This window comes from Flavobacterium sp. N502536, from assembly GCF_025947345.1.
GTDB lineage: Bacteria > Bacteroidota > Bacteroidia > Flavobacteriales > Flavobacteriaceae > Flavobacterium.
The window spans coordinates 173,387-193,791 of sequence record NZ_CP110011.1; the positions used below are offsets into that span (position 1 = coordinate 173,387).

Genomic DNA, 20,405 nt, shown 5'->3' on the forward strand with positions numbered 1-20,405 from the left:
TCTTAAAAATGGTATAATTTTGTCAAAAATTTTTAAACGATCTAAAACATCACTTATGGAATATAGAAAATTAAGCAATACTGAACTCGAATTATCCACAATTACTTACGGCGCATTTGCTATTGGCGGGAATATGTGGGGCGGAAATGATAAAGCAGATTCAATTGCTTCTGTTCATGCTTCAATCGATCATGGTGTTACTACAATTGATACTGCTCCTTTCTACGGATTTGGTTTAAGCGAGGAAATGATTGGCGAAGCTTTAAAAACTCAAAATCGTTCGAAAGTACAACTATTGACAAAATTTGGTTTGGTTTGGGACGGAAGTACCAACGGAAAGGGCGAATTTTTTTTCGATGCTGAAGACAATAGAAAAAAAATCCCTGTTTACAAATATGCTTCTAAAAACAATATTATTAAAGAAGTTGAAGAAAGCCTAAAACGTCTTCAAACCGATTATATCGACTTGCTTCAAATTCACTGGCCGGATGCTACAACTCCCATTCACGAAACAATGGAGGCATTGGAAAGCCTAATTCAACAAGGAAAAATCAGAGCAGCAGGTGTAAGCAATTACAGTGCATCGCAAGTTCAGGAGGCACAAAAAACCATTCAATTAGCCTCCAATCAGGTTCCTTTTAGTATGTTAAATCGCAGTATTGAAACGGATCTGATTCCATTAACCCTTGCTGAAAATATTGGCATTATTGCTTACAGTCCAATGGAAAGAGGTTTATTGACTGGTAAATATTTCACCGATGGTAAATTAAAAGACAACGATCATCGAAATGGCTATTTTGGTCAGTTTGATCTTCAAAAAGTAAAAACTTTGGTGGAAGAGCTGAGCTCATTAGCCAATGTCAAACACATTTCTATCTCGCAATTGGTTTTGCGTTGGACCACTTTACAAAAAGGAATTACAATTGTTCTGGCCGGAGCCAGAAATGCCGAACAAGCCATTTCAAATGCCAAAACAATGGATTTTGATTTATCGGTTTCTGAATTAGATTTCATTAATCAGGCCATTTCAAAATTAAAATAGTTCCCCGAGCAGTTTTACCTTCTTTTAAAAGCATAAAAAATTAAACTATACCGAAGAGATATCACTCTTATCTCTTACACAAACACATAAGAGCAATTCATAGTATGAAAAAAATATTTATTATCAACGGCGGGCAAAATTTTGCTCACTCAGGCGGAAAGTTCAATCAAACAGTTACTGACTGGACTTTGGAATACTTAACAAACAGTAAAAAATTTGAAATAAAAACAACCAATATTCAGGATGAAATTGATCTTGAAAAAGAGGTCGAAAAATTCGTTTGGGCCGATTTAGTGATCTACCACACTCCGATCTGGTGGTTTCAGGTTCCTAATCTTTTCAAAAAATATATTGACGACGTTTTTACTGCCGGACATGAAAAAGGAATTTACAAAAACGACGGCAGAACAAGAACAAATCCGGACATTAATTACGGTACAGGCGGACTTTTACACGGACGAAAATACATGCTTACTACCAGCTGGAATGCTCCTGCAACGGCTTTTACCCTTCCGGGAGAATTTTTTGAAGAAACAACTGTAGACGAAGGTGTTATGTTTGGTTTCCATAAAATGAATAAATTTGTAGGAATGGAGAAATTAGACGGTTTCCATTTTCATGATGTAGAAAAAGGTGCCACAGCCGAAAATATTGGTATCTTTAAGGTTAACTATACCAACCATTTAGAACAAATCTTTAAAACTTTATAATTATGATCTCAATAACTGCTATTTTAAAAAGTAAACCGGAAAATACAGCACAAATCAAAAACATGCTAAATCATTTGATTACAGAAACCAGAAAAGAAGAGGCTTGTGTACGTTATGATCTTCACCATAGTGAAAATGTTTTTATTATTTGGGAAGAGTGGAAAGACCAACCAGGACTTGATATTCATAACAATCAATCGTATTTACTGGATTTCATTAAAGAAAGCGAAACTTTGATCTCCTCTCCTATACAGGTTTACAAAACGGCACAAATCTTATAATTTAAAGAAACAATGAAAGCACTTTTTACAAATACTTACGAGTCTGATTTTGTCAGTACTGAAATAGAAATACCTACTCCAAAAAGCGGAGAAGTTTTAATTAAAATTCACGCAAGCGGTGTTAACCCGATCGACAACAAAATTCGCATTGGCGTTTCGCCTTACGCATCACCTGTTTTACCTGCGATTTTAGGAACTGATCTCGCGGGCGTTGTTGAAGCCATCGGAAAGGATGTTACTGATTTTAAAGTTGGTGATGAAGTTTACGGACTCGCCGGAGGTGTACTGGGGCTTCAGGGAACTTTAGCCGAATATACAGCCGTTGATGCAGCTTTACTGGCTTTAAAACCTAAGAACTTAAGCATGAAAGAGGCCGCAGCTGTTCCGCTTGTATTGCTAACAGCCTGGGAGGGTCTAGTTGACAGAGCAAAAGTAAAAAAAGGCGATCAGGTTTTGGTTCATGCCGGAGCCGGAGGTGTTGGGCATATGGTCGTACAGTTGGCCCGCATTTTTGGTGCCGATGTTTATGCAACCGTTTCGCCTGAAAAAGCTGCTATTGCAGAAGCGTTTGGAGCCACTCCAATTGATTACAGAACCGCAACTGTTGAAGATTATGTCGAGCAATTTACAGCTGGAAAAGGTTTTGATATTATTTATGATACCGTAGGCGGGACATCCTTAGACGATTCTTTTAAAGCCATTCGCCATTATGGTCAAATTGCCAGCTGTTATGCTTTTGGAACACACAATTTAGCTACCGGATCTCTTCGATCTGCAAGTTTACACGGTGTTTTTGTTTTGCATCCGATGATTAGCGGTGAAGGCAGAAAACATCACGGAGACATCCTGAAAGAAGCTACAAAATTTATCGAAGAAGGAAAATTAAAACCTATTATTGATCCTCGAAAATTTACTTTAGATAATGCAATAGAGGCTCATAAAGCGGTTAGCGATGGTTCGGCTATCGGAAAAATTGTAGTGGATATCGTTTAATTTCAAAATTCTACTCTTTTTTGTGATATTAATTTACTTACAAAATTAATTTCGATAAAAAAACTAACTTACCTCTTATTCAAAACTTTACAATTTTATGAGCGAGTACCATTTAGCCGAAATTAATATTGCCCGAATGAAAGGTATTGATATAAACGATCCTATCATGAAAGAGTTTAAAGACAATATAGATCTTGTGAATATTTTGGCCGAAAACAGTGATGGCTTTGTGTGGAGGTTGAAAGATGAGAGTTATAATACGACAAGTCCTAATCCGTATAATGATGAGCAGGTTATTATTAATATTTCCGTTTGGGAAAATGTGGAAACATTAGAGCATTATATGTACAAGACTTTTCACAGCGATTTTTTAAAACGCCGAAAAGAATGGTTTTTTAAATATGGAAAAGCACATACTGCAATGTGGTGGATTCCTAAAGGTCATGTTCCAACTCTTGAAGAAGCGGTAGAAAAATTAGATTATTTGCAGCAAAACGGAGTTTCGGAATTGGTGTTTGATCTTCGAAACAAGTTTCCGGCACCACAATTAAAAAATATTTCTTAGTAAAATAATTAAATAAAAAAGAGACTGTATCCCAAACGGACACAGTCTCTTTCTTTTTATAGCAGACTAAACTACTGCTTTATGATTTTCTGAGTGAAAGTTTTTTTAGCTGAAGAAGTTACGTTAAGGAAATATACTCCTCTTGTTTTTCCCGACAAATTAATCGCTTTTTCGGTGTTATTTCCTCCGGCAAAAGTTTCGGTATAAATCATTTTTCCTTCTGCGCTATGAACGGTAACTGTATAATTATCAGCAGTAGATGGCGTTACCACATGAAAAACATTAGTGGAAGGATTTGGATATACCTGAACTCCTTTCAGATTGTTTATGTCTCTCGGTTTTGTTACTGCCAAATTAGGGCCGTTGTCTACTTTTAAATTATCAAACCAGATTCTGGTTCCAAAACCTGAAGTACTTTTAAATTTAATTAAAACATTTTTCTGTTGTTTTACGATACCTAAATCAATCTTTTCGGCTCTCCAGTCAGAATCTTTGGTTGGAGTCCAATCGTTTGTTTCGTTTGATGTAGTGGTTGCAGGATCGTCCTGAATTGGAGGTGAAACCGTTTGCAACTGTATTTGATTTTTAGAATAGACATTCGTCCACGTCACACCACAATCGGAAGATACCAAAATATCAATCTTATCGGGAGCTGGTTCAGGATCAAAAACGCTGAAATATTGGGTATAAGCCAGATCAAAATACAAATAAGGTGTTGCAGCAGACGAAAGATCAACTGCTTTTAAAACAAGCTCATCAACCTTAGCTGCCGGGTTGTCGGCATTATTGATTACCAGACAGGATAAGTCTCCTTTACCAACATCCGAACGTTTTTCCCATGTAATAGCATCCTCACCCGGATTAATGATTTGCCAATCCTGAACAGGAAAACTTCCCTCAAAATTTTCTAAATATGGAAGGCTGTTTTTACTTTTTATAACTACCACACCGGTTTTTGTCATCGCAGTTCCTGTTCCATAAGCATTAGAAGCTGTTAAAGTCACATTATAAGTTCCCGGGTTATCATAAACCACAGTAGGTACTTCACTTGTTGAAGAAGACGGTGTGCCTCCCGGAAATGACCATGACCATGCCGTAGGCTCTCCTGTCGAATTATCTTTGAATGCAATTGGAAGATCACTGCACAATTTATCGCTCTTCAAAACAAATTCTGAGAATGGAGTTTCTTTGCTATCGAAATTAAATTTCAAATTGTCAATCCATATTCTTGCACCAAATCCTGAAGTATTTTTGAATTTAAATAAAACGTTCGGTTCTCCTTTAAATCTGGATAAGGTAACTCTTTCAGTTCTCCAGTGTGAGTCTAAAGACGGAATCCAATTGTTGGCATCGGCGCTTTCAAATGTTTCCAGCTCCATATGAGTCTTTTTATAAATGCTTTCCCAAGTAACTCCGCAATCTTTTGAAACGAGAATTTCCAGAGCATCCGGACTCACAGCATCAAATTTGGCATAGGCTACATCGAATGAAAAATCGGTTACTCCAACTGACAAGTTAGCTGGTCTCAGAATAATTTCATCTACCTCACCCACCTTATCATTGTCGGCATTATTCATAACCATACAAGAGGAAGAGTTATGCCCTACTCCGATGCGTTGTTCCCAGGTTAATTTGTTGTCCGGATTAATAATTTCCCAGTCTGCTGGTGGAAAAGAACCTTCAAAACCTTCGGTAAAAGATGTTTTATAAGGATCAACAATGGTTATAAAATTATTTTTAGTTGTTGTTGTTCCGCTACCATTGGCATTTTTAGTAGCCAGTGTTACGGCATAAGATCCCGGTACATCATAGGTTACTGTAGGATTCTGATCTGTAGAACTTGACGGTGTTCCTCCCGGAAACGACCAGTTCCATGATGTTGGATTTCCTGTTGAAACATCTACAAATGGGGCTGTAAGACTTGTACAACGCGTATCTCTCATACTCGATGCAAAATCGGAAACCGGAGTAGCAGCCTGTGTCACAGCAACGTTTACATTATCAATCCAAACTCGTGTTCCATAGCCCGACACGTTTACAAAACGAATCGAAACATTGTTGTTCCCGATATAAGCATTAAGATCAACTACTTCTTTTCGCCAATTGGCATCTGTAACGGGTATCCAATTATTGGCCTGAGCAGTAGGAACAGCTGTAGTTTGTAAAACTGTATGCGTTTTCGAATAAACATCATTCCAGGTAAGTCCGCAATCTGTGGAAACCTGTACTTTTAAAACATCGGGGCTTACATCATCAAACTTGGTATAAGCAACGTCAAAATACATTTGACTGTTTTGTCCCGCCGTAAAATCAAAATAAGGCAATCTGATATAATCCAAAGCACCTAATACTGAGTTATCGGCATTGTTCATAATCATACACGAACTGTCATTGTGCCCCACTCCTTTACGTTTTTCCCAGCCAAGACCTTTGTCCGGGTTTGTAACTTCCCATCCTCTTGGAGGAAAAGCTCCTGCAAAACTCTCCGTATAATTTGTATTTGATTTTTGATCTACTTCGATATAATTCTGTACTTCTTTGGTATTTGTTCCCAGCGAGTTGGTTACCTCTAAAGTTACTTTGTACTTTCCTGATGTATTGTAAGTAACAACCGGATTCACGTCTGTTGAAGTTGCCGGAGCCCCTCCTTCGAAAGTCCACACTCTTGAATTGGGCAATCCCAAAGAAACGTCTTTAAAAGCGATTGCTTTTCCGGAACAAACAGCGGTTGTACTGTTACTAAAATTAGCCAGAGGAGCAGTTTCAATAAGTCCAACTGCACCAAGATTAGCGGGCTCCCACAATAATCCTCGCGGATATTTGGCAACCGTTTTATCTTCCAGCCAATACGTCATTGCATTGGTCTGATCACGGGTGTACATATTCTGGCATTCCGTATTATAGTCCATGTGGTTTTCGGTGTTGGCATACACTCCGCAACTGTTTAACACATTTCTGGCACAGCCTTCCGCAACTTTCGTTGGAGGAGTATCGGCCATCCCGTCATTAACCGGATCACAATCGTCCTGGAAAGTGTGTTTTAATCCAAAATAATGGCCAAACTCATGTGTCATTACCTTTGCAAAAGTAGCACTCGCATGTGATCCGCAGGTACTTCCAATGTACCTGTGGTTGAAAGCTACACGCGGTATGGCATCCTGAATGGGTAAAAAAGCATGTCCTGAACCAGTAGCTCCCTGTCCCGTATTGGGTTCATCCACCACCAAAACATCCAGATAATACCTGTTGTTTTTGCCGTACCAGATGTGGTCATAAATTCTGGCATCATAACCGTCGGAAACGTGTGCTTCGGGATGCCAGTCTAAACCCGGAATTTCTAAAGGATTCCCCTCCGGATCTACAGTCGCCAAGACAAACTGAATGTTCATTTTACTTTTAACAGCGTCAAAACGAGGATCGGTTGTGGCGTATCCCGGAAACAAACCATTAAAATCTTTGTTCACGATTAATAATGCATCATCAATTCTGCATTTCATCTGCTCTTTGGTAAAAGCATTATTGATATTGGTTCCATCGGTCAAAATGTGAAACACGACCGGAATCAGGTAAGGAGTGGTAGCCGCTTTCTTCGTATTCCCTTTTTTCCAGGTTTTAATTTTGGAAAGCGATTTCTGAAATGCCGTTTCTTCCTTCTGGGACAATTGGGTTCCGCAACCAATAGGGTTTTGTTTTTGCCCAAAGGAAATGAAGCATTGAAGCAGAAAAACTGCAGCAATAAGGTAGTTTTTTTTCAAAATAATAGTTTTTTGTTAGTTGTTATTCCGAATGTAAAATTGTCAGAAAATTTGTTAAAAATTTAAACTTTCAAAACAAATCATTATTTATAATTTTATATTCGATGGTTTTTTTGATAAAATTATCCATTTAACACTTATAAAAAAGATATTATCTTATTGTAAAACAATTGTATCTTATCTGGTTTTTGTCGTTGTAATACATTCTAAAAAACAAAAAGCTGTCCTCTTGTGACAGCTTTTCTTAAAAAAAGTTTTCAATTCATCTTATCTTACTTACTTAATTCCTCCAAAAGCTCCAAAACACATGTTTTTGTGTAAAATTTCCACTTTTGTGAAACCCACTTTTTTCATCAGATCCAATTGGTAATTCATCGATCTTGGAGAATCTTCTTTTTCCACATAGTCCAGAACTTTTTGTCGGTATTCGGCTCCTCCAATTTCTTCCAGATAATCGCCATAACGCTGCCAGGTATAGCTGTTTAAAACTTCGGTATCCTGAGTAATTAAATCTGAAATAAAGAAACAGCCACCGGGTTTTAATAATTTAAAAATTTTAGCAAAGGTCGTTTCCCAGTCCTGATCGTCTCTCAAATGATGCAAAACTGCTCCTGCCAAAATAATATCAAAATGGTTTTCTGCCAAAGCGACTTCTCTGATATCGCCTTGTTGTACCTCTACTGTTCCATTTGTTTCTTTTGAAACTCTTTCAACGGCCCTGTCCAGCATCGGCAAACTCAAATCGACCAGAGTGCAATTTAAATTCGGCACTTTCGAAAGCATTTTTAAAGTATAATTTCCGGCACCACAGCCTATATCCAAAACATTCACCGCAGTAGGAACAATCCTTTTGGCGGCTTCGGTAATTAATTCCAGCGAAATAGTCGCATCGATAGTGGCTACCTGTCCGGTTTCTAAATTTGAAAATCGTTCGACATCCTTATCAAAACGCTCTCTGATTTCTTCAATAGTTGATTTTTTCATAGTTTTTTTGTTGCTCCCGAATAAGACAGGTTTATTAGTTATATTTTTTTCTTACCACGAATTCACGAATATTTATTGCTAAAATCGATATGAATTCGCGGCTAAAAAAATCATTACAATTTATAACACCAATCCCAATAATAAAAAGAGAACTTTTAAATATCTTAGCAAATTATAATTCTACAAAATAAAACCAACAAAAATGGCTGAGCAATCTTCAATCCAGTGTCCAAATTGCGGCACCCCAATCGATGTAAATGATGTTTTGAAGCATCAATTGGAAGATAGTATCCGTAAAGAATTTCAACAAAAAGCTAACGCTCAATCCAAAGAAATGGAGCTTAAAAACGAGCAGTTTGAAAAAGCAAAAGCTGAATTTGAAGCCAAAAAGAAACAGGAGAATGAACTTTTTGCTGAACGACTGGACCGCGAAAGAAAGGTTGCCGAAAAAGAAATTACTCAAAAATTAAAAACCAAACTCGAAGAAGAAAATAAAGACCGTTTGCAGCTGATGGAAAAAGAGCTTTCAGAGAAATCGGAAAAACTGCGTGAACTTAATAAAATGGAGGGCGAAATTGCTAAGCTTCAGCGCGAAAAACTCGAAATGAAGGAAGCCATCGAAGCCGAAGCTCAAAAACAGCTTAACGCGACTTTAGTTTTAGAACGCGATAAGATCAGAAAACAGGAAGAGGAAAAAAACGAGTTAAAAATAAAAGAATACCAAAAACAGTCTGACGATCAGAAAAAGCTGATTGAAGAAATGAAACGCAAGCAGGAACAAGGTTCTATGCAATTGCAGGGTGAAGTAATGGAACTGGCGATCGAAGAATGGCTAGCCAGTAATTTCCCGTTAGACACCATCGATGAAATAAAAAAAGGGGCCAACGGAGCGGATTGTCTTCAGGTTGTAAATACCCGGGAGGTACAAAATTGCGGTTCTATTTATTACGAAAGTAAACGTACTAAAGCTTTTCAACCCGCCTGGATTGAAAAATTCAAAAACGATATTAGAACCAAAAGAGCCAATATTGGGGTTTTAGTGACTGAAGTTATGCCCGCCGGAATGGACCGCATGGGAATGCGCGACGGAATCTGGATTTGTACTTATGAAGAATTTAAAGGCTTAAGTGCTGTTTTACGACAATCTTTAATACAGGTTAGCCAGGCTGTTCAGGCACAGGAAAACAAAGGCGATAAAATGTCGATGTTGTATGATTTTTTAACCAGCAATGAATTCCGTTTACAGGTGGAAGGAATTGTTGAGGGCTTCACACAGATGCAAAGTGATCTGGACTCCGAAAAAAGAGCTATGCAGCGTATTTGGAAGCAACGTGAAAAACAGATCGAAAAAGTAGTTCACAACACTTTGGGAATGTACGGTTCGATTCGAGGTATTGCCGGAAATGCTGTTCAGACGGTACGAGCTCTAGAACTTGATTTTGTAGAAGACGAGGAAGAACAAAAAACAAAGGAACTGGAATAAGTACACCAACTGTGTATTTTTTACTCCTTTCCCTTTTTATCTAAATGCAATTTGCCATTCCAATCAATGAGTTCTCCTAAACAATACTGTCTTTTTACAGCATTAACTCCGGAGATTCATCACAATCGGAATGGCAAATTTTATAGTTTTTTATAAGATGGGATTTAATCTACCTTTCTAAACACCAATAGTTTTCCATTAGGATTAGACAATGTCAATCTTAGATCTCCAATTGAATAGGTGTTTGTACTTTGTAATGCCTGTACAAACTCTCCTTCTTTGTTACCCGGCATACAAGCCATCATAGTTGAAATTACATCCGAGAATCGCAACAATCCTTTTTCGAAGAAAATGGTTCCTCCTATTGAATTACATCCCCCAAATCCCATGAATTTATTCTCCGCTGCGTTAATTTCAATTCTTGGCAATTCTTTTTGGAAATCAGAAGCAGTCACTTTTTTTCCATTTAACTCTTCCAATACCCAGATATCATGCAAACGATAATCGGTAATGTATTTACCACAGCCGTTTAAGGTCTGATCCTTCATCTCTACCTTAACCGTATAAGGAAAAACAGTTCCCGACATTGAATCGGTACATTCGAATTGCTGAATGGTAATGGTAGCCGAAGTTTTCCCATTGTTTACTTTGTACATCTTTACATTGGCATCCATTGCTCTGATGGGTTCAACAGCATTAAAACTGATGGATTCCATTCCTTCGATCAACGATGTAAAAACAATTTTATCTTTTCCAAATTTCAATCCCCAAAACGGTTCATTTCCAGTAGCTTCAAAATAAACACTTAAATCTTCTTCTTCTGGAGTTGTTTGAGAAGTTGTTTCATTCGTGTTTGTTTTTTTAACTGCAACCGACTTACAACTTAAGATCACAGACATTAGGGCGCATAGTAAAAGTACTTTTTTCATATCATTAAATTTTTATTATGACTCCACACTAGAAAAAACCGGGCCAAAAATCGTTACTGCCCATTTTTTATGATTTTTTTAAGCAGAACCCTTCCTCTAATTTAAGAAAAATAACACAATTACAAAAGAAAGTATAAAATACTGGCAAACTCAACGGATTTGCAGGGTGGAGCAAACAAATCGATACTTCTCACTGCTGAAAAAATCTACCTAATCACTAATTTCTGTATCTTTGAATTCTATTATTTCTCTAAAAAATGAACACACCTTTTCAAAAAGCCAGCCAATTGATTGATGCTGAGAACGCTCAGGATCCTAATATCGAAACCGATCAAAATACAACCTATCCGAAGGAATTACTGTATTCTGACAGGATGTATAAGCGATTGATGCAATTTGAACCTGAGGCTTCAGAAGAAATTCAGATTGCTTCAAAAGCACAGCACATATGCCGATGGAAAGTAGCACGCGAATCCTATCCAATGGATCGTGTGGGGTATTTAAAATGGAGAGAAGAGCTTAAAAAATTTCACGCAAAAAACACTGCAGGAATTTTAGAGAAAGTAGGATATGCTCCTGAATTTATCGATCGTGTTTCCTTTTTGATTGAAAAAAAACTACTTAAAAAAGACGCTGAGACACAGCTGCTTGAAGATGTTATTTGTTTGGTTTTTTTAGAATATTACCTCGATCCGTTTGTGCACAAACACGATGAGGAGAAACTCAAAAACATCATCAAAAAAACCTGGGATAAAATGTCAGACAAAGGACATCAGGAAGCCTTAAAAATCAATTATTCCGAAGAAAACCTAAATCTGATAAAAGCCTCTTTAGGACTATAATTTTCAAACTTAATTTAAGAAACATTTCCTTCAGCCCCCACACCTACTTGATTCTTAATCCATATTACGTATATTTGCTTAGTCAATTTAGACAAATATACGTAGCATCTTGAAGTAACAATTAAATAAATAATGAGTAAAACGATTCGGGTAGTCCTCGCGGATAATCATGTTTTTGTAAGGGATGGAATAAAATCTTTGTTGGAAAACGAAGTAAACATAGAAGTTGTAGGCGAAGCTACAGATGGAATCGATACACTCGAAGCTGTTGCTGCAAGTGAGCCAGACTTACTTATACTAGACATACGTATGCCGCATTTAACTGGTATTGAAGTAGTCGAAAAACTTAGAAGTGAAAATAATAAGGTTAAGATTATTATACTCACCACACATGAATCTGAAGAATACGTATTAGGTGCATTGAAAGCAGGTGCCGAAGGGTATTTACTAAAAGATTCCAGCAAAGAAGAATTTTTAAAAGCCCTACATACAGTTTTAAATGGAGGAAAATATTACAGCGGTGATGTTTCAGGAATTTTGATTCATCACTTTGTGCATTGTACTGTTTCATTAGGGCCTAAACAAGCTTTAGCCGAAGAAATCACGATTACTAAGAGAGAAAAAGAAATTCTGTCTCTTTTATTATCCGGAAAAGGAAATAAGGAAATTGCCGAAACCCTCAAAATCAGCAAGCGTACTGCCGAAGTGCATCGTTTTAACTTAATGAAAAAACTAAAAGTAAAAAACCTGATGGAGCTTTCAAACAAAGCAAGCGAGTATTCTTTGTTATAAAAATTACGTACAATTACGTAACTAATTTGCCAAAAATCACGATATTCTACCTGCCCTTTTCGATTTCTGAAAAGGGCATTTTTGTTCTGCAAATTCCTTGATAAATCTCATTAATTTGGTATATTTGAGAGGGTCTTTTCTCAGACAGGAAAATCAGCTTATGAAAATTATAGCATGGAATTGTAATATGGCATTCAGAAAAAAAGCAGGCTTTCTTGACGCTTATAATGCCGATATTGCTGTTATCTCTGAATGCGAAAATCCTGAAAATCTAAAATTCCAAACCGATACAAAATTGCCAAACGACATTCTTTGGTACGGAACCAATCCCCATAAAGGACTTGGTGTTTTCTCCTATAGCACTTATAAGTTTGAATTGTTGGACTGTCATAATCCGCTGTTCAAAAACATTTTGCCAATAGCGGTTACGGGCGGAGCCATCGATTTTACATTGTTTGCGGTTTGGGCCAATAATCCGCAGGATAAAGACGGGCAATATGTAACTCAGGTTTGGAAGGCGATTAATTACTATACAGATCTGATCAAGGAACATAAAACCATTTTGATTGGAGATTTTAACAGCAACACGATTTGGGACAAACCCCGAAGGGAAGGAAACCATAGTACCGTTGTAAATAAACTGAGCGAAAAAAAGATTTTCAGCACCTATCATACCTATTTCAATCAGGAACAGGGCAAAGAAGAGCATCCTACCTTATATCTTTACCGGCATGAAAACAAACCCTATCATTTGGATTACTGCTTTGCCTCGCAAGACTTTATAGCCGTTTTAGATACTGTCGAAGTTGGCACTTATCAGGACTGGACGATGCTGAGCGATCATAAACCTTTAATCATTAATTTCAATATATAAATCATGACCAACTCCTGGACCGAACGGTGGAACGACCGTTACAGCACCGAAGAATTTGCCTATGGCACCGCGCCCAACAACTATTTAAAAGAAACCTTAGAAAAACTATACCCCGGAACCATTCTCTTCCCTGCCGAAGGTGAAGGCCGAAATGCCGTTTTTGCTGCTAAACTAGGCTGGAACGTTTCAGCATTTGATATTAGTTCAGAAGGGAAAAACAAGGCTCTAAAACTAGCCCAATCTCAAAATGTCGCTATCAATTATCAGGTTGGAGAACTTGAAACCTTAAACTATCAACCGGAACAATTTGATGCCATCGCTTTAATCTATGCACACTTTCCGGCAGAAATTAAATCGGAGATCCACAAAACACTCGATCAGTATCTGCGCAAAGGAGGTTATATTCTTTTTGAAGCGTTTAGCAAAAAACACCTCGAATATCTGGCCATCAACGATAAAGTGGGCGGACCAAAAGATATTGCTTCTTTGTTTTCGATCGAAGAAATTCAATCTGACTTTCCCGATTATGAGATCATCATATTGGAAGAAAAAGAAATCGAACTCAATGAAGGTCTTTTCCACAACGGAAAAGGTTCCGTTATCCGATTTATAGGGAAGAAAAAGTAATTCGCTTTACAACCATTTCGTAGAGGCGCAGCAGTGCGTCTCTACACCGCATCTCTCTCCCCTCACACAATTGCGTCCTGCTCTCTTCCATTACAATGGAGCAATCTCTAAAATAATATTTAATATAAGGAGCTGTTTCCAGCTGTCCGTTGTATCTTTTGTCCCGAACCCCGGCACAAAAGGATGCCACTCCCATCTGGGCTAATGAGCTCAGTTTTCAGTTTACAGTTTACAGTGTACAGTTTGCATTACACAGTTTACATTTCACAGTTTACATTTCACAGTTTGCATTTCACAATTCACAATTAACAATCAACAATTAACCCCCATTTTCCATGTAGAATTGTTAAGAAATTTTGGTTTCCCATTTCAGCTAAAAAACCAAACAATTCACTTTCAAATACTTAATGTTAATTTTTATAAGAAAACTTAACATTGAATACCATGTTTTATAATTATCTTTACTTAACTGTAACTTAACAATTTAGTTACATTGCTAATAATAACCTTACCTAAAAGCACATTTATATGGAAAACAAACCCGAAGAAAGCACCCCGGAAAAAATCGATTCTGTAAAACCTGAAGCTGTTCAACCGGCTACAGAAACTGCAAAACCTGCCAGCACTCCTGTTAAAAAAGCACCCGTTCGTAAAGCGGCGCCTGCTAAACCAACAACGGCAGCGGTAAAACCAACAGCAGCCAAACCGGTAACCCCTAAAGCTCCTGCAGCTTCTGTTACCAAAGCTGCAAGTACTACAGCAAAAGCACCTGCCAAAGCGGTTGTAAAAACGGCTGCAGCGACTCCAACTACACCAAAACCGGCAGCAAAAGCACCGGTAAAAAAAGTAGTAACACCAGCCGCTAAGCCAGTAGAAAAAACTGCTGTACAAACAACTGTTACGAAATTAAAAGAAGAAGATACTAATCAGGCAGTTAAAACCGAGGAAACCGGAAAAGATAAAGCCGCTAAAAAAGCCAAAAAAGTGAAAGACAAAGAAAAAGACAAAGCCAAAAAGAAATTAGCTAAGAAAAAAGAGAAAGCTAAAAATGATAAAAAGAAAGAAAAAGCTAAAAAAGCAAAACTAAAAGCTGCAGCTAAGAAAAAAGAAAAAGCGAAAAAAGCGAAAGACAAAGCAAAAGCTAAAAAAATTGCAAAAAAGAAAGCTAAAGCTCAGAAAAAAGCGAAAGCCAAAAAGAAAAAAATAATATTCAGAAAGGTTTGACTTGATAAAAGTTGAACCTTTTTGTGTTTTTAAAGGGCTTCGACTTCGCTCAGTCGGGCAAACCGAATATCATTCTGAGTGCTGAAAGAAGGGCTTTTTAAATTACTTGTAATTTATCCCCCAATGGCGATCATGCTGCGGTTATCAAAATGTTTTGCAGGATCATTCATTTCATCCATCGTTACCATTCCGGCACGAACCTTCTTTTTACTTTGAACAGCTGCTGAAATGAGATCCGTTATCGGCAGACCGTTTCTAAAAGGGGTTAAAAGATCGGTTTCTGCATTAGAGAAAAGACAGTTTTTTATTTTTCCATCGGCAGTTAAACGAATTCGGTTACAGCTGTCGCAAAACGGATTTGTAATTGAACTTATAATTCCGAAATCTCCCTGAAAGTCTTTTATTTTATAGGTTCTCGCCGTGAAGTTTTCTTCGTCTTTGAGTTTTATAATTTCCTGTTTTGAAAAACCATTCTCTACCCGGAAAGAATCTCCTGTTGCGAAACCATTCTGCTCCTGTCCCACTCGTTTCCCGCAAACGGCATAAACTCAATAAATCGCACCGAAATGGGCAAAAAACGGGTTAGTTTAACAAAATCAACAATTTCGTTATCATTAAAACCTTTTATTAAAACGACATTTACTTTTACCTGAAAATCATGATTCAAAAGTAAATGCAGATTGTCGACAACTTTGTCAAACTGATTTCTAAGCGTTATTGAATGAAATTTCGACGCAACCAGCGTATCCAGACTTAAGTTGATCTTTTTAATATTAAACTGCTTTAAAACCTCAATATGGCGGTCGATCAAAATTCCGTTTGTAGTCATCGAAACCGAAATATCGAGAGCAGCCAGTTTTGAAATGATTTCCGGAAAATCTTTTCGTAAAAGCGGTTCACCGCCTGTTAATCGTATTTTATCAACACCCTGTTGCACGAAAGTCCGGGCAATGCCAAAAATCTCATCGGCAGTCATTAAACTGGCTTTTGGAGAAAGTGCAATACCGTCAGCCGGCATGCAATACGTACAACGCAGATTGCATTTTTCCAGCAGCGAAATGCGCAGATAATTGTGTCTGCGTCCAAAACCATCCGTCAAACTAGTGTTAAAGGCTGTCATGATTTTTACCTTTAAAACATGAAAAACATGCATCACATGCGGAAAAACCGCATCCATAGACTCTCTTGCTCCGTTTGTCGAACCCGGCAAAGCCAAAACTAAACTCTTACCCAAAGTTCCGGCTACGCTTCTGGACAACATCGCATAAGGCATTCTCTGTTGCCCATAGTCCCGAATCGCTTCCTCAATACCGGGAATTCTGCTTTCTAAAATTGGCGCTAAAGCTTCCGGTGTAACATCTCGTGGAGACAAACCTGTACCGCCCGTAAAAATCACCAATTGATGTTCTTTGGCAAACGTTTTTGTTCTTTCCTGAATAATAGCAAGTTCGTCAGGAATAATTTCATAATGCGGCGTCTCAACGCCATACGAATTTAATTTTTCGACTATAACTTTTCCCGAACGATCTTCCTTATCACCCGCAAAAATAGAATCAGAGCAAACAAAAACAGCCGCTTTTATTGCGTTCGGAAATTTATTTTTAAAAGACGATTTCCCGCCTTCTTTCTCAATCAATTTTATGGTCGAAATTTCGATTTCTTTATCAATCGGTTTCAGCATATCGTACATGGTAAGGGCTACAATTGATGCTCCATGCATCGCCTCTACCTCAACACCGGTTTTATAAACGGTTTTTACCGTAAAGATGATCTGAACCTCCAGGCCTTCTATTTTATATTCCACCGAAGTAAATTCAATCGGAATCGGATGGCAATCCGGAATCGATAAATGCGTGTTTTTAACCGCAAACAATCCCGCTGTTTTTGCCATTTCGAGTACGTTTCCTTTGGGCACTAAATTATGGGTCACCGCGTCAATTGTTTCTTGTTTACTAACTTTTACAATTGCGGTGGCGGTTGCTTTTCTTAAGGTGCTTATTTTATGCGTAATATCTACCATTTTATCTTATTAGGAATTCTGTTTCCAGGTGAAGGTATCGTTTTCAAACATTTCTTTCCCAAAAATGGGCACATCGGTTTTAACCCAGTTTACAATAGCCTCTGTTGCTTCATAAACCTGTTTGCGTCGCGTTGCTGAAACAAAGACAAACAAACAAATTTCGCCCGCTTTTACAACGCCCAGACTATGGTAAATGTGCATGCAGGTCAAATCAAATTTAGTAAACGCTCGTTCGCGAATGGTGTGCAAAGCTTCGTTGGCCATATCCGTATAAGCCGAATAATCGATAGCCACAACGGTATTATTATGAATGACATCGGCACGAACTTGTCCTAAAAAAATATTGTGCGCCCCAATCGTGTGTTTGGATTGGTGTTTTGCGATCGACTCGGCTATAAATTCAGGACTGATTGGCCCTTCTACAAATACATTTTTACTCATTACTTCTATTTTTTTTACCACAGATTAAAAAGATTTTTCTTTGGCCACGAATTCTATTTCAAAAAAAAAACTCGTGAATTCGTAGCCAATAAATCTGTATGTTTTTTCACTTCTTTACAGACGCTCTGTTTTTTGATTATCCTCCTGCAAATGGAGGCAATAAAGCAACCACATCATTGGTCTGCAACGTACAGTCTACTGTTTTTGAAACTATTTTTTGATTTACCGCTACGCTGAAAACAAGCGAATCAAATTGGTATTTCTGGTCTAAATCGCGCAATAGTTCCTGCAGTGACACTTCAGAAAAAGCTACTTTTTCAAGTTCACATTGGGTTCTTTCGGCAACAGCTCCAAAATATTTAATCTCAATCATTTTTATAAATTTAAATTCTGAAAAATAAACTCATCTTCAAAATGTTCCTGAAAATAAGAAATCCAGCTTGACGTATTTTTCACTACTTCACCAATGACAATTATAGCCGGCGATGTTATATTTTTCTCAGCAACCAATTTAGCAATTGAACCAATAGTTCCAATCACTTTTTGTTCTGTTTTTTTCGTTCCGTTTTGAATAATGGCAATGGGAAGATTGTCGGTTCTGTTCTGCTGATAAATAGAAATGATCTCCTCTAATTTGTGCATTCCCATCAAAATAATAACGGTCGCATCCGATTTAGAAGCCAGATGAATATCCTTCGACAGCTTATGATCTGAGGTTGTTCCGGTAATGACCCAAAAGCTTTCGGCCACTTTGCGCTGTGTAACACTAATTCCAGCCGAGGCAGGAACTCCCAACGCAGATGAAATTCCGGGAACAATTGCCGTTTCGATTCCAAATTGTTCTGTAAATTCGATTTCTTCACTTCCTCTTCCAAAAACAAACGGATCGCCTCCTTTTAAACGAACCACATGTCCGTGTCGCTTTGCCATTGACACAATCAGTTCGTTAATCTGATCCTGTGTATAAGCATGGCAGCCCAGTCGTTTTCCCACAAAAATAATTTCGGCATTTGATGCATAAGCTAACAATTCTTCATTGACCAAAGCATCATATAAAACCACATCGGCCTGCTCTAAAACCTTTATCGCTTTCATCGTAATCAGTTCAGCATCACCCGGTCCTGCGCCTACAATCGTTAGTTTTGGTATTTTTAAGCTTTGCATAATCTTTTAACTTAAATTGGCATTCAAATCATTTAATTCGTCAGCCGAATTAATATTGGTCAAAGGAATAATCTCACTTTCATCCAGATTAATAATCTGATGCGGTATTCCCGCCAGTAAATCCATCATTTTTAGTGCATCCGTATCAATAGCCTTTTTGATAAAAGGGATCATCTTTTTGGAATAAATTCCAATCAGTGGATGCATTCGACTCTCTGAAGCAAAAACGGTAATTCCGGCTTCTTCCGTATGTTTTGAGAGTAACTCCTGTAATAATTCTGTTGAAATTAACGGAATATCACAGCTCAAAATCAGGTTAAATTCGGTTTCAGACTGTAATAAAGCAGTGTAAATCCCTCCCAAAGGTCCTTTATCTGCAATAACATCGGGTATTTTTTGATACGGGAGATAATCATACTCTTTTGATGCCGTAACCAATCTAATTTCTGCTGTAACAGGCAAAATCGCACTGATGATGTGTTCTATAAAAGGCTTTCCCCGAAACAAAACCAATCCTTTCTCTGACTGCATCCGGGAACTTTTTCCTCCACAAAGAATAAATGCTGTTAGTGTTTCCATGGTTTTTAGTTTTTGTTTCAGGTTTTTCTTGTTTCAAGTTTCAGGTTTTCTTTGTTTCAGGTTTCAGGTTTCAAGTTTCAAGTTTCAGGTTTCAAGTTGAAATGAGAGAAAGTTTCACTTTAAGGGATAGACCTAGCATTCCTACTCTCTTTTTAGTATTCCATTATTAAGGAAAAATCAATTTGACGCTTGCCATTAAAATTACAGTTCCTAAAACTATTTTCAGCGTTTTGTTTGAGAAATAACCACTTCCGTAAAATCCTCCCAATACTCCTCCCACAACTGCAATTGGAACCAAATAAAAACTTTCGACAGGGATTGTTTTTCCGCCCATAAAAAAGCCTAACATTCCCGCAAAAGAATTCACAAATATGAATAAACTCGAAATGGCCGCTGATTCTTTTACGGACGCCCATCCCAAAAACAATAAAATAGGACTTAAAATTATACCGCCCCCTATTCCCAACATTCCGGATAATAATCCGATTGCAAAACCAATTGTTAGGGCAAACGGCAGGTTAATTTTAACAGCCTCTTTTTCTTTAAAATTAAAAACCCCAAACAGCCTTAACGCTGCAAAAGCCAAGACTACTCCTAAAACTGCTTTATAAATACCGTTATCTAATGTGACAAATCCACCTATAAATGCTGCCGGAATTGACGCGATTGCAAAGGGATAAAACAATTTTGGCCTGAAATAATTCATCCGATAATAAAAGAAAAACGAAATACTCGATACAAACAAATTCAACAACAAAGCCGAAGGTTTCATCACCGCCACCGGAAAAGCAAAAATGGTCATCAAAGCCAAATATCCCGATGCTCCTCCATGTCCCACACTAGAATATAAAAATGCAATAACAATTAATGCAAAACTAAATAGCAATAGGTTTTCGGAACTTAATAGGGTCATTTTTTTTATTGTTTAATCGCTTGGTTGTTTAACTGTTTATTTGTTTCAGGTTTCAGGTTTCAGGTTTCAGGTTTCAAGTTTCAGGTTTGCTCCTCAATATCGTTTTATTTACATACCGCTTCTCTTTGTTCTAGCATCTTTCTTCTACAATCTAGTTTCAAGTTTCAGGTTTCAGGTTTCAGGTTTC

At 37.6% G+C, this 20,405-nt stretch carries 19 protein-coding genes and 2 pseudogenes; 11 read left to right on the forward strand and 10 right to left on the reverse strand.

The window, feature by feature from the left end:
* The first annotated feature begins 55 nt into the window (after positions 1-55).
* From OLM61_RS00735 to OLM61_RS00755, 5 genes are all read left to right on the forward strand, one after another.
* Positions 56-1,042 (forward strand): aldo/keto reductase, encoded by a 987-nt coding sequence (locus OLM61_RS00735; RefSeq protein ID WP_264524630.1) that lies wholly within the window; start codon positions 56-58, stop codon positions 1,040-1,042.
* A gap of 104 nt (positions 1,043-1,146) precedes the next feature.
* Complete coding sequence (locus OLM61_RS00740; RefSeq protein WP_264524631.1) at positions 1,147-1,752, forward strand: NAD(P)H-dependent oxidoreductase; 606 nt, start codon at positions 1,147-1,149, stop codon at positions 1,750-1,752.
* Between the two features lie 2 nt (positions 1,753-1,754).
* Positions 1,755-2,033, forward strand: a complete 279-nt coding sequence (locus OLM61_RS00745) for a putative quinol monooxygenase (protein WP_264524632.1) — start codon at positions 1,755-1,757, stop codon at positions 2,031-2,033.
* Between the two features lie 12 nt (positions 2,034-2,045).
* Positions 2,046-3,026 carry a zinc-dependent alcohol dehydrogenase family protein gene (locus OLM61_RS00750; protein ID WP_264524633.1) on the forward strand — a complete coding sequence of 327 codons (981 nt, stop codon included), beginning with the start codon at positions 2,046-2,048 and terminating at the stop codon, positions 3,024-3,026.
* Between the two features lie 97 nt (positions 3,027-3,123).
* The gene (locus OLM61_RS00755) at positions 3,124-3,591 is read left to right on the forward strand and encodes a DUF3291 domain-containing protein (protein WP_264524634.1); all 468 of its coding nucleotides are present in this window, start codon (positions 3,124-3,126) and stop codon (positions 3,589-3,591) included.
* A gap of 71 nt (positions 3,592-3,662) precedes the next feature.
* Here OLM61_RS00755 and OLM61_RS00760 read toward each other — a convergent pair whose 3' ends face one another.
* Together OLM61_RS00760 and OLM61_RS00765 are read right to left on the reverse strand one after the other, a co-directional pair.
* On the reverse strand, positions 3,663-7,346 hold the full coding sequence (locus OLM61_RS00760) for a PKD domain-containing protein (RefSeq protein ID WP_264524635.1): 3,684 nt from the start codon (positions 7,344-7,346) through the stop codon (positions 3,663-3,665).
* A 276-nt stretch (positions 7,347-7,622) separates the two neighbouring features.
* The gene (locus OLM61_RS00765; protein ID WP_264524636.1) at positions 7,623-8,330 is read right to left on the reverse strand and encodes a class I SAM-dependent methyltransferase; all 708 of its coding nucleotides are present in this window, start codon (positions 8,328-8,330) and stop codon (positions 7,623-7,625) included.
* A 202-nt stretch (positions 8,331-8,532) separates the two neighbouring features.
* Between OLM61_RS00765 and OLM61_RS00770 the strand changes: the two genes are divergently transcribed.
* Positions 8,533-9,813, forward strand: a complete 1,281-nt coding sequence (locus OLM61_RS00770; protein ID WP_264524637.1) for a DUF2130 domain-containing protein — start codon at positions 8,533-8,535, stop codon at positions 9,811-9,813.
* 164 nt (positions 9,814-9,977) lie between these two features.
* Here OLM61_RS00770 and OLM61_RS00775 read toward each other — a convergent pair whose 3' ends face one another.
* Complete coding sequence (locus OLM61_RS00775; RefSeq protein WP_264524638.1) at positions 9,978-10,742, reverse strand: META domain-containing protein; 765 nt, start codon at positions 10,740-10,742, stop codon at positions 9,978-9,980.
* Positions 10,743-10,999: 257 nt separating this feature from the next.
* On the opposite strand from OLM61_RS00775, the gene OLM61_RS00780 reads away from it, so the two are divergent.
* The 5 genes from OLM61_RS00780 to OLM61_RS00800 all read left to right on the forward strand — a co-directional run bounded on the left by OLM61_RS00780 (position 11,000) and on the right by OLM61_RS00800 (position 15,101).
* Complete coding sequence (locus OLM61_RS00780; RefSeq protein WP_264524639.1) at positions 11,000-11,584, forward strand: DUF4202 domain-containing protein; 585 nt, start codon at positions 11,000-11,002, stop codon at positions 11,582-11,584.
* A 132-nt stretch (positions 11,585-11,716) separates the two neighbouring features.
* Positions 11,717-12,376 (forward strand): response regulator transcription factor, encoded by a 660-nt coding sequence (locus OLM61_RS00785; protein ID WP_264524640.1) that lies wholly within the window; start codon positions 11,717-11,719, stop codon positions 12,374-12,376.
* Between the two features lie 160 nt (positions 12,377-12,536).
* Complete coding sequence (locus OLM61_RS00790; RefSeq protein ID WP_264524641.1) at positions 12,537-13,250, forward strand: endonuclease/exonuclease/phosphatase family protein; 714 nt, start codon at positions 12,537-12,539, stop codon at positions 13,248-13,250.
* A 3-nt stretch (positions 13,251-13,253) separates the two neighbouring features.
* Positions 13,254-13,877 carry a class I SAM-dependent methyltransferase gene (locus OLM61_RS00795; RefSeq protein WP_264524642.1) on the forward strand — a complete coding sequence of 208 codons (624 nt, stop codon included), beginning with the start codon at positions 13,254-13,256 and terminating at the stop codon, positions 13,875-13,877.
* Between the two features lie 528 nt (positions 13,878-14,405).
* Positions 14,406-15,101 (forward strand): hypothetical protein, encoded by a 696-nt coding sequence (locus OLM61_RS00800; protein ID WP_264524643.1) that lies wholly within the window; start codon positions 14,406-14,408, stop codon positions 15,099-15,101.
* A gap of 113 nt (positions 15,102-15,214) precedes the next feature.
* Here the strand turns inward: OLM61_RS00800 and moaA are convergent.
* The 7 genes and pseudogenes from moaA to OLM61_RS00835 all read right to left on the reverse strand — a co-directional run bounded on the left by moaA (position 15,215) and on the right by OLM61_RS00835 (position 20,218).
* Positions 15,215-16,221: pseudogene (moaA, locus tag OLM61_RS00805) on the reverse strand (GTP 3',8-cyclase MoaA).
* A gap of 69 nt (positions 16,222-16,290) precedes the next feature.
* Positions 16,291-17,121 (reverse strand): annotated as a pseudogene (gene moaCB, locus OLM61_RS00810) (bifunctional molybdenum cofactor biosynthesis protein MoaC/MoaB); the annotation flags it as partial.
* A 9-nt stretch (positions 17,122-17,130) separates the two neighbouring features.
* Positions 17,131-17,562: a molybdenum cofactor biosynthesis protein MoaE gene (locus tag OLM61_RS00815; RefSeq protein WP_264524644.1), complete on the reverse strand. Its 432-nt coding sequence runs from the start codon at positions 17,560-17,562 to the stop codon at positions 17,131-17,133.
* Between the two features lie 136 nt (positions 17,563-17,698).
* Positions 17,699-17,935 carry a MoaD/ThiS family protein gene (locus OLM61_RS00820; protein ID WP_264524645.1) on the reverse strand — a complete coding sequence of 79 codons (237 nt, stop codon included), beginning with the start codon at positions 17,933-17,935 and terminating at the stop codon, positions 17,699-17,701.
* Positions 17,936-17,937: 2 nt separating this feature from the next.
* A complete protein-coding gene (gene cobA / locus OLM61_RS00825; RefSeq protein ID WP_264524646.1) occupies positions 17,938-18,726 on the reverse strand; it encodes a uroporphyrinogen-III C-methyltransferase in 789 nt (262 codons plus the stop codon).
* A gap of 6 nt (positions 18,727-18,732) precedes the next feature.
* Complete coding sequence (locus OLM61_RS00830) at positions 18,733-19,305, reverse strand: molybdenum cofactor guanylyltransferase (RefSeq protein WP_264524647.1); 573 nt, start codon at positions 19,303-19,305, stop codon at positions 18,733-18,735.
* Positions 19,306-19,471: 166 nt separating this feature from the next.
* Positions 19,472-20,218, reverse strand: coding sequence for a sulfite exporter TauE/SafE family protein (locus OLM61_RS00835; RefSeq protein WP_264524648.1), 747 nt, complete (start codon positions 20,216-20,218; stop codon positions 19,472-19,474).
* Positions 20,219-20,405 lie beyond the last annotated feature (187 nt).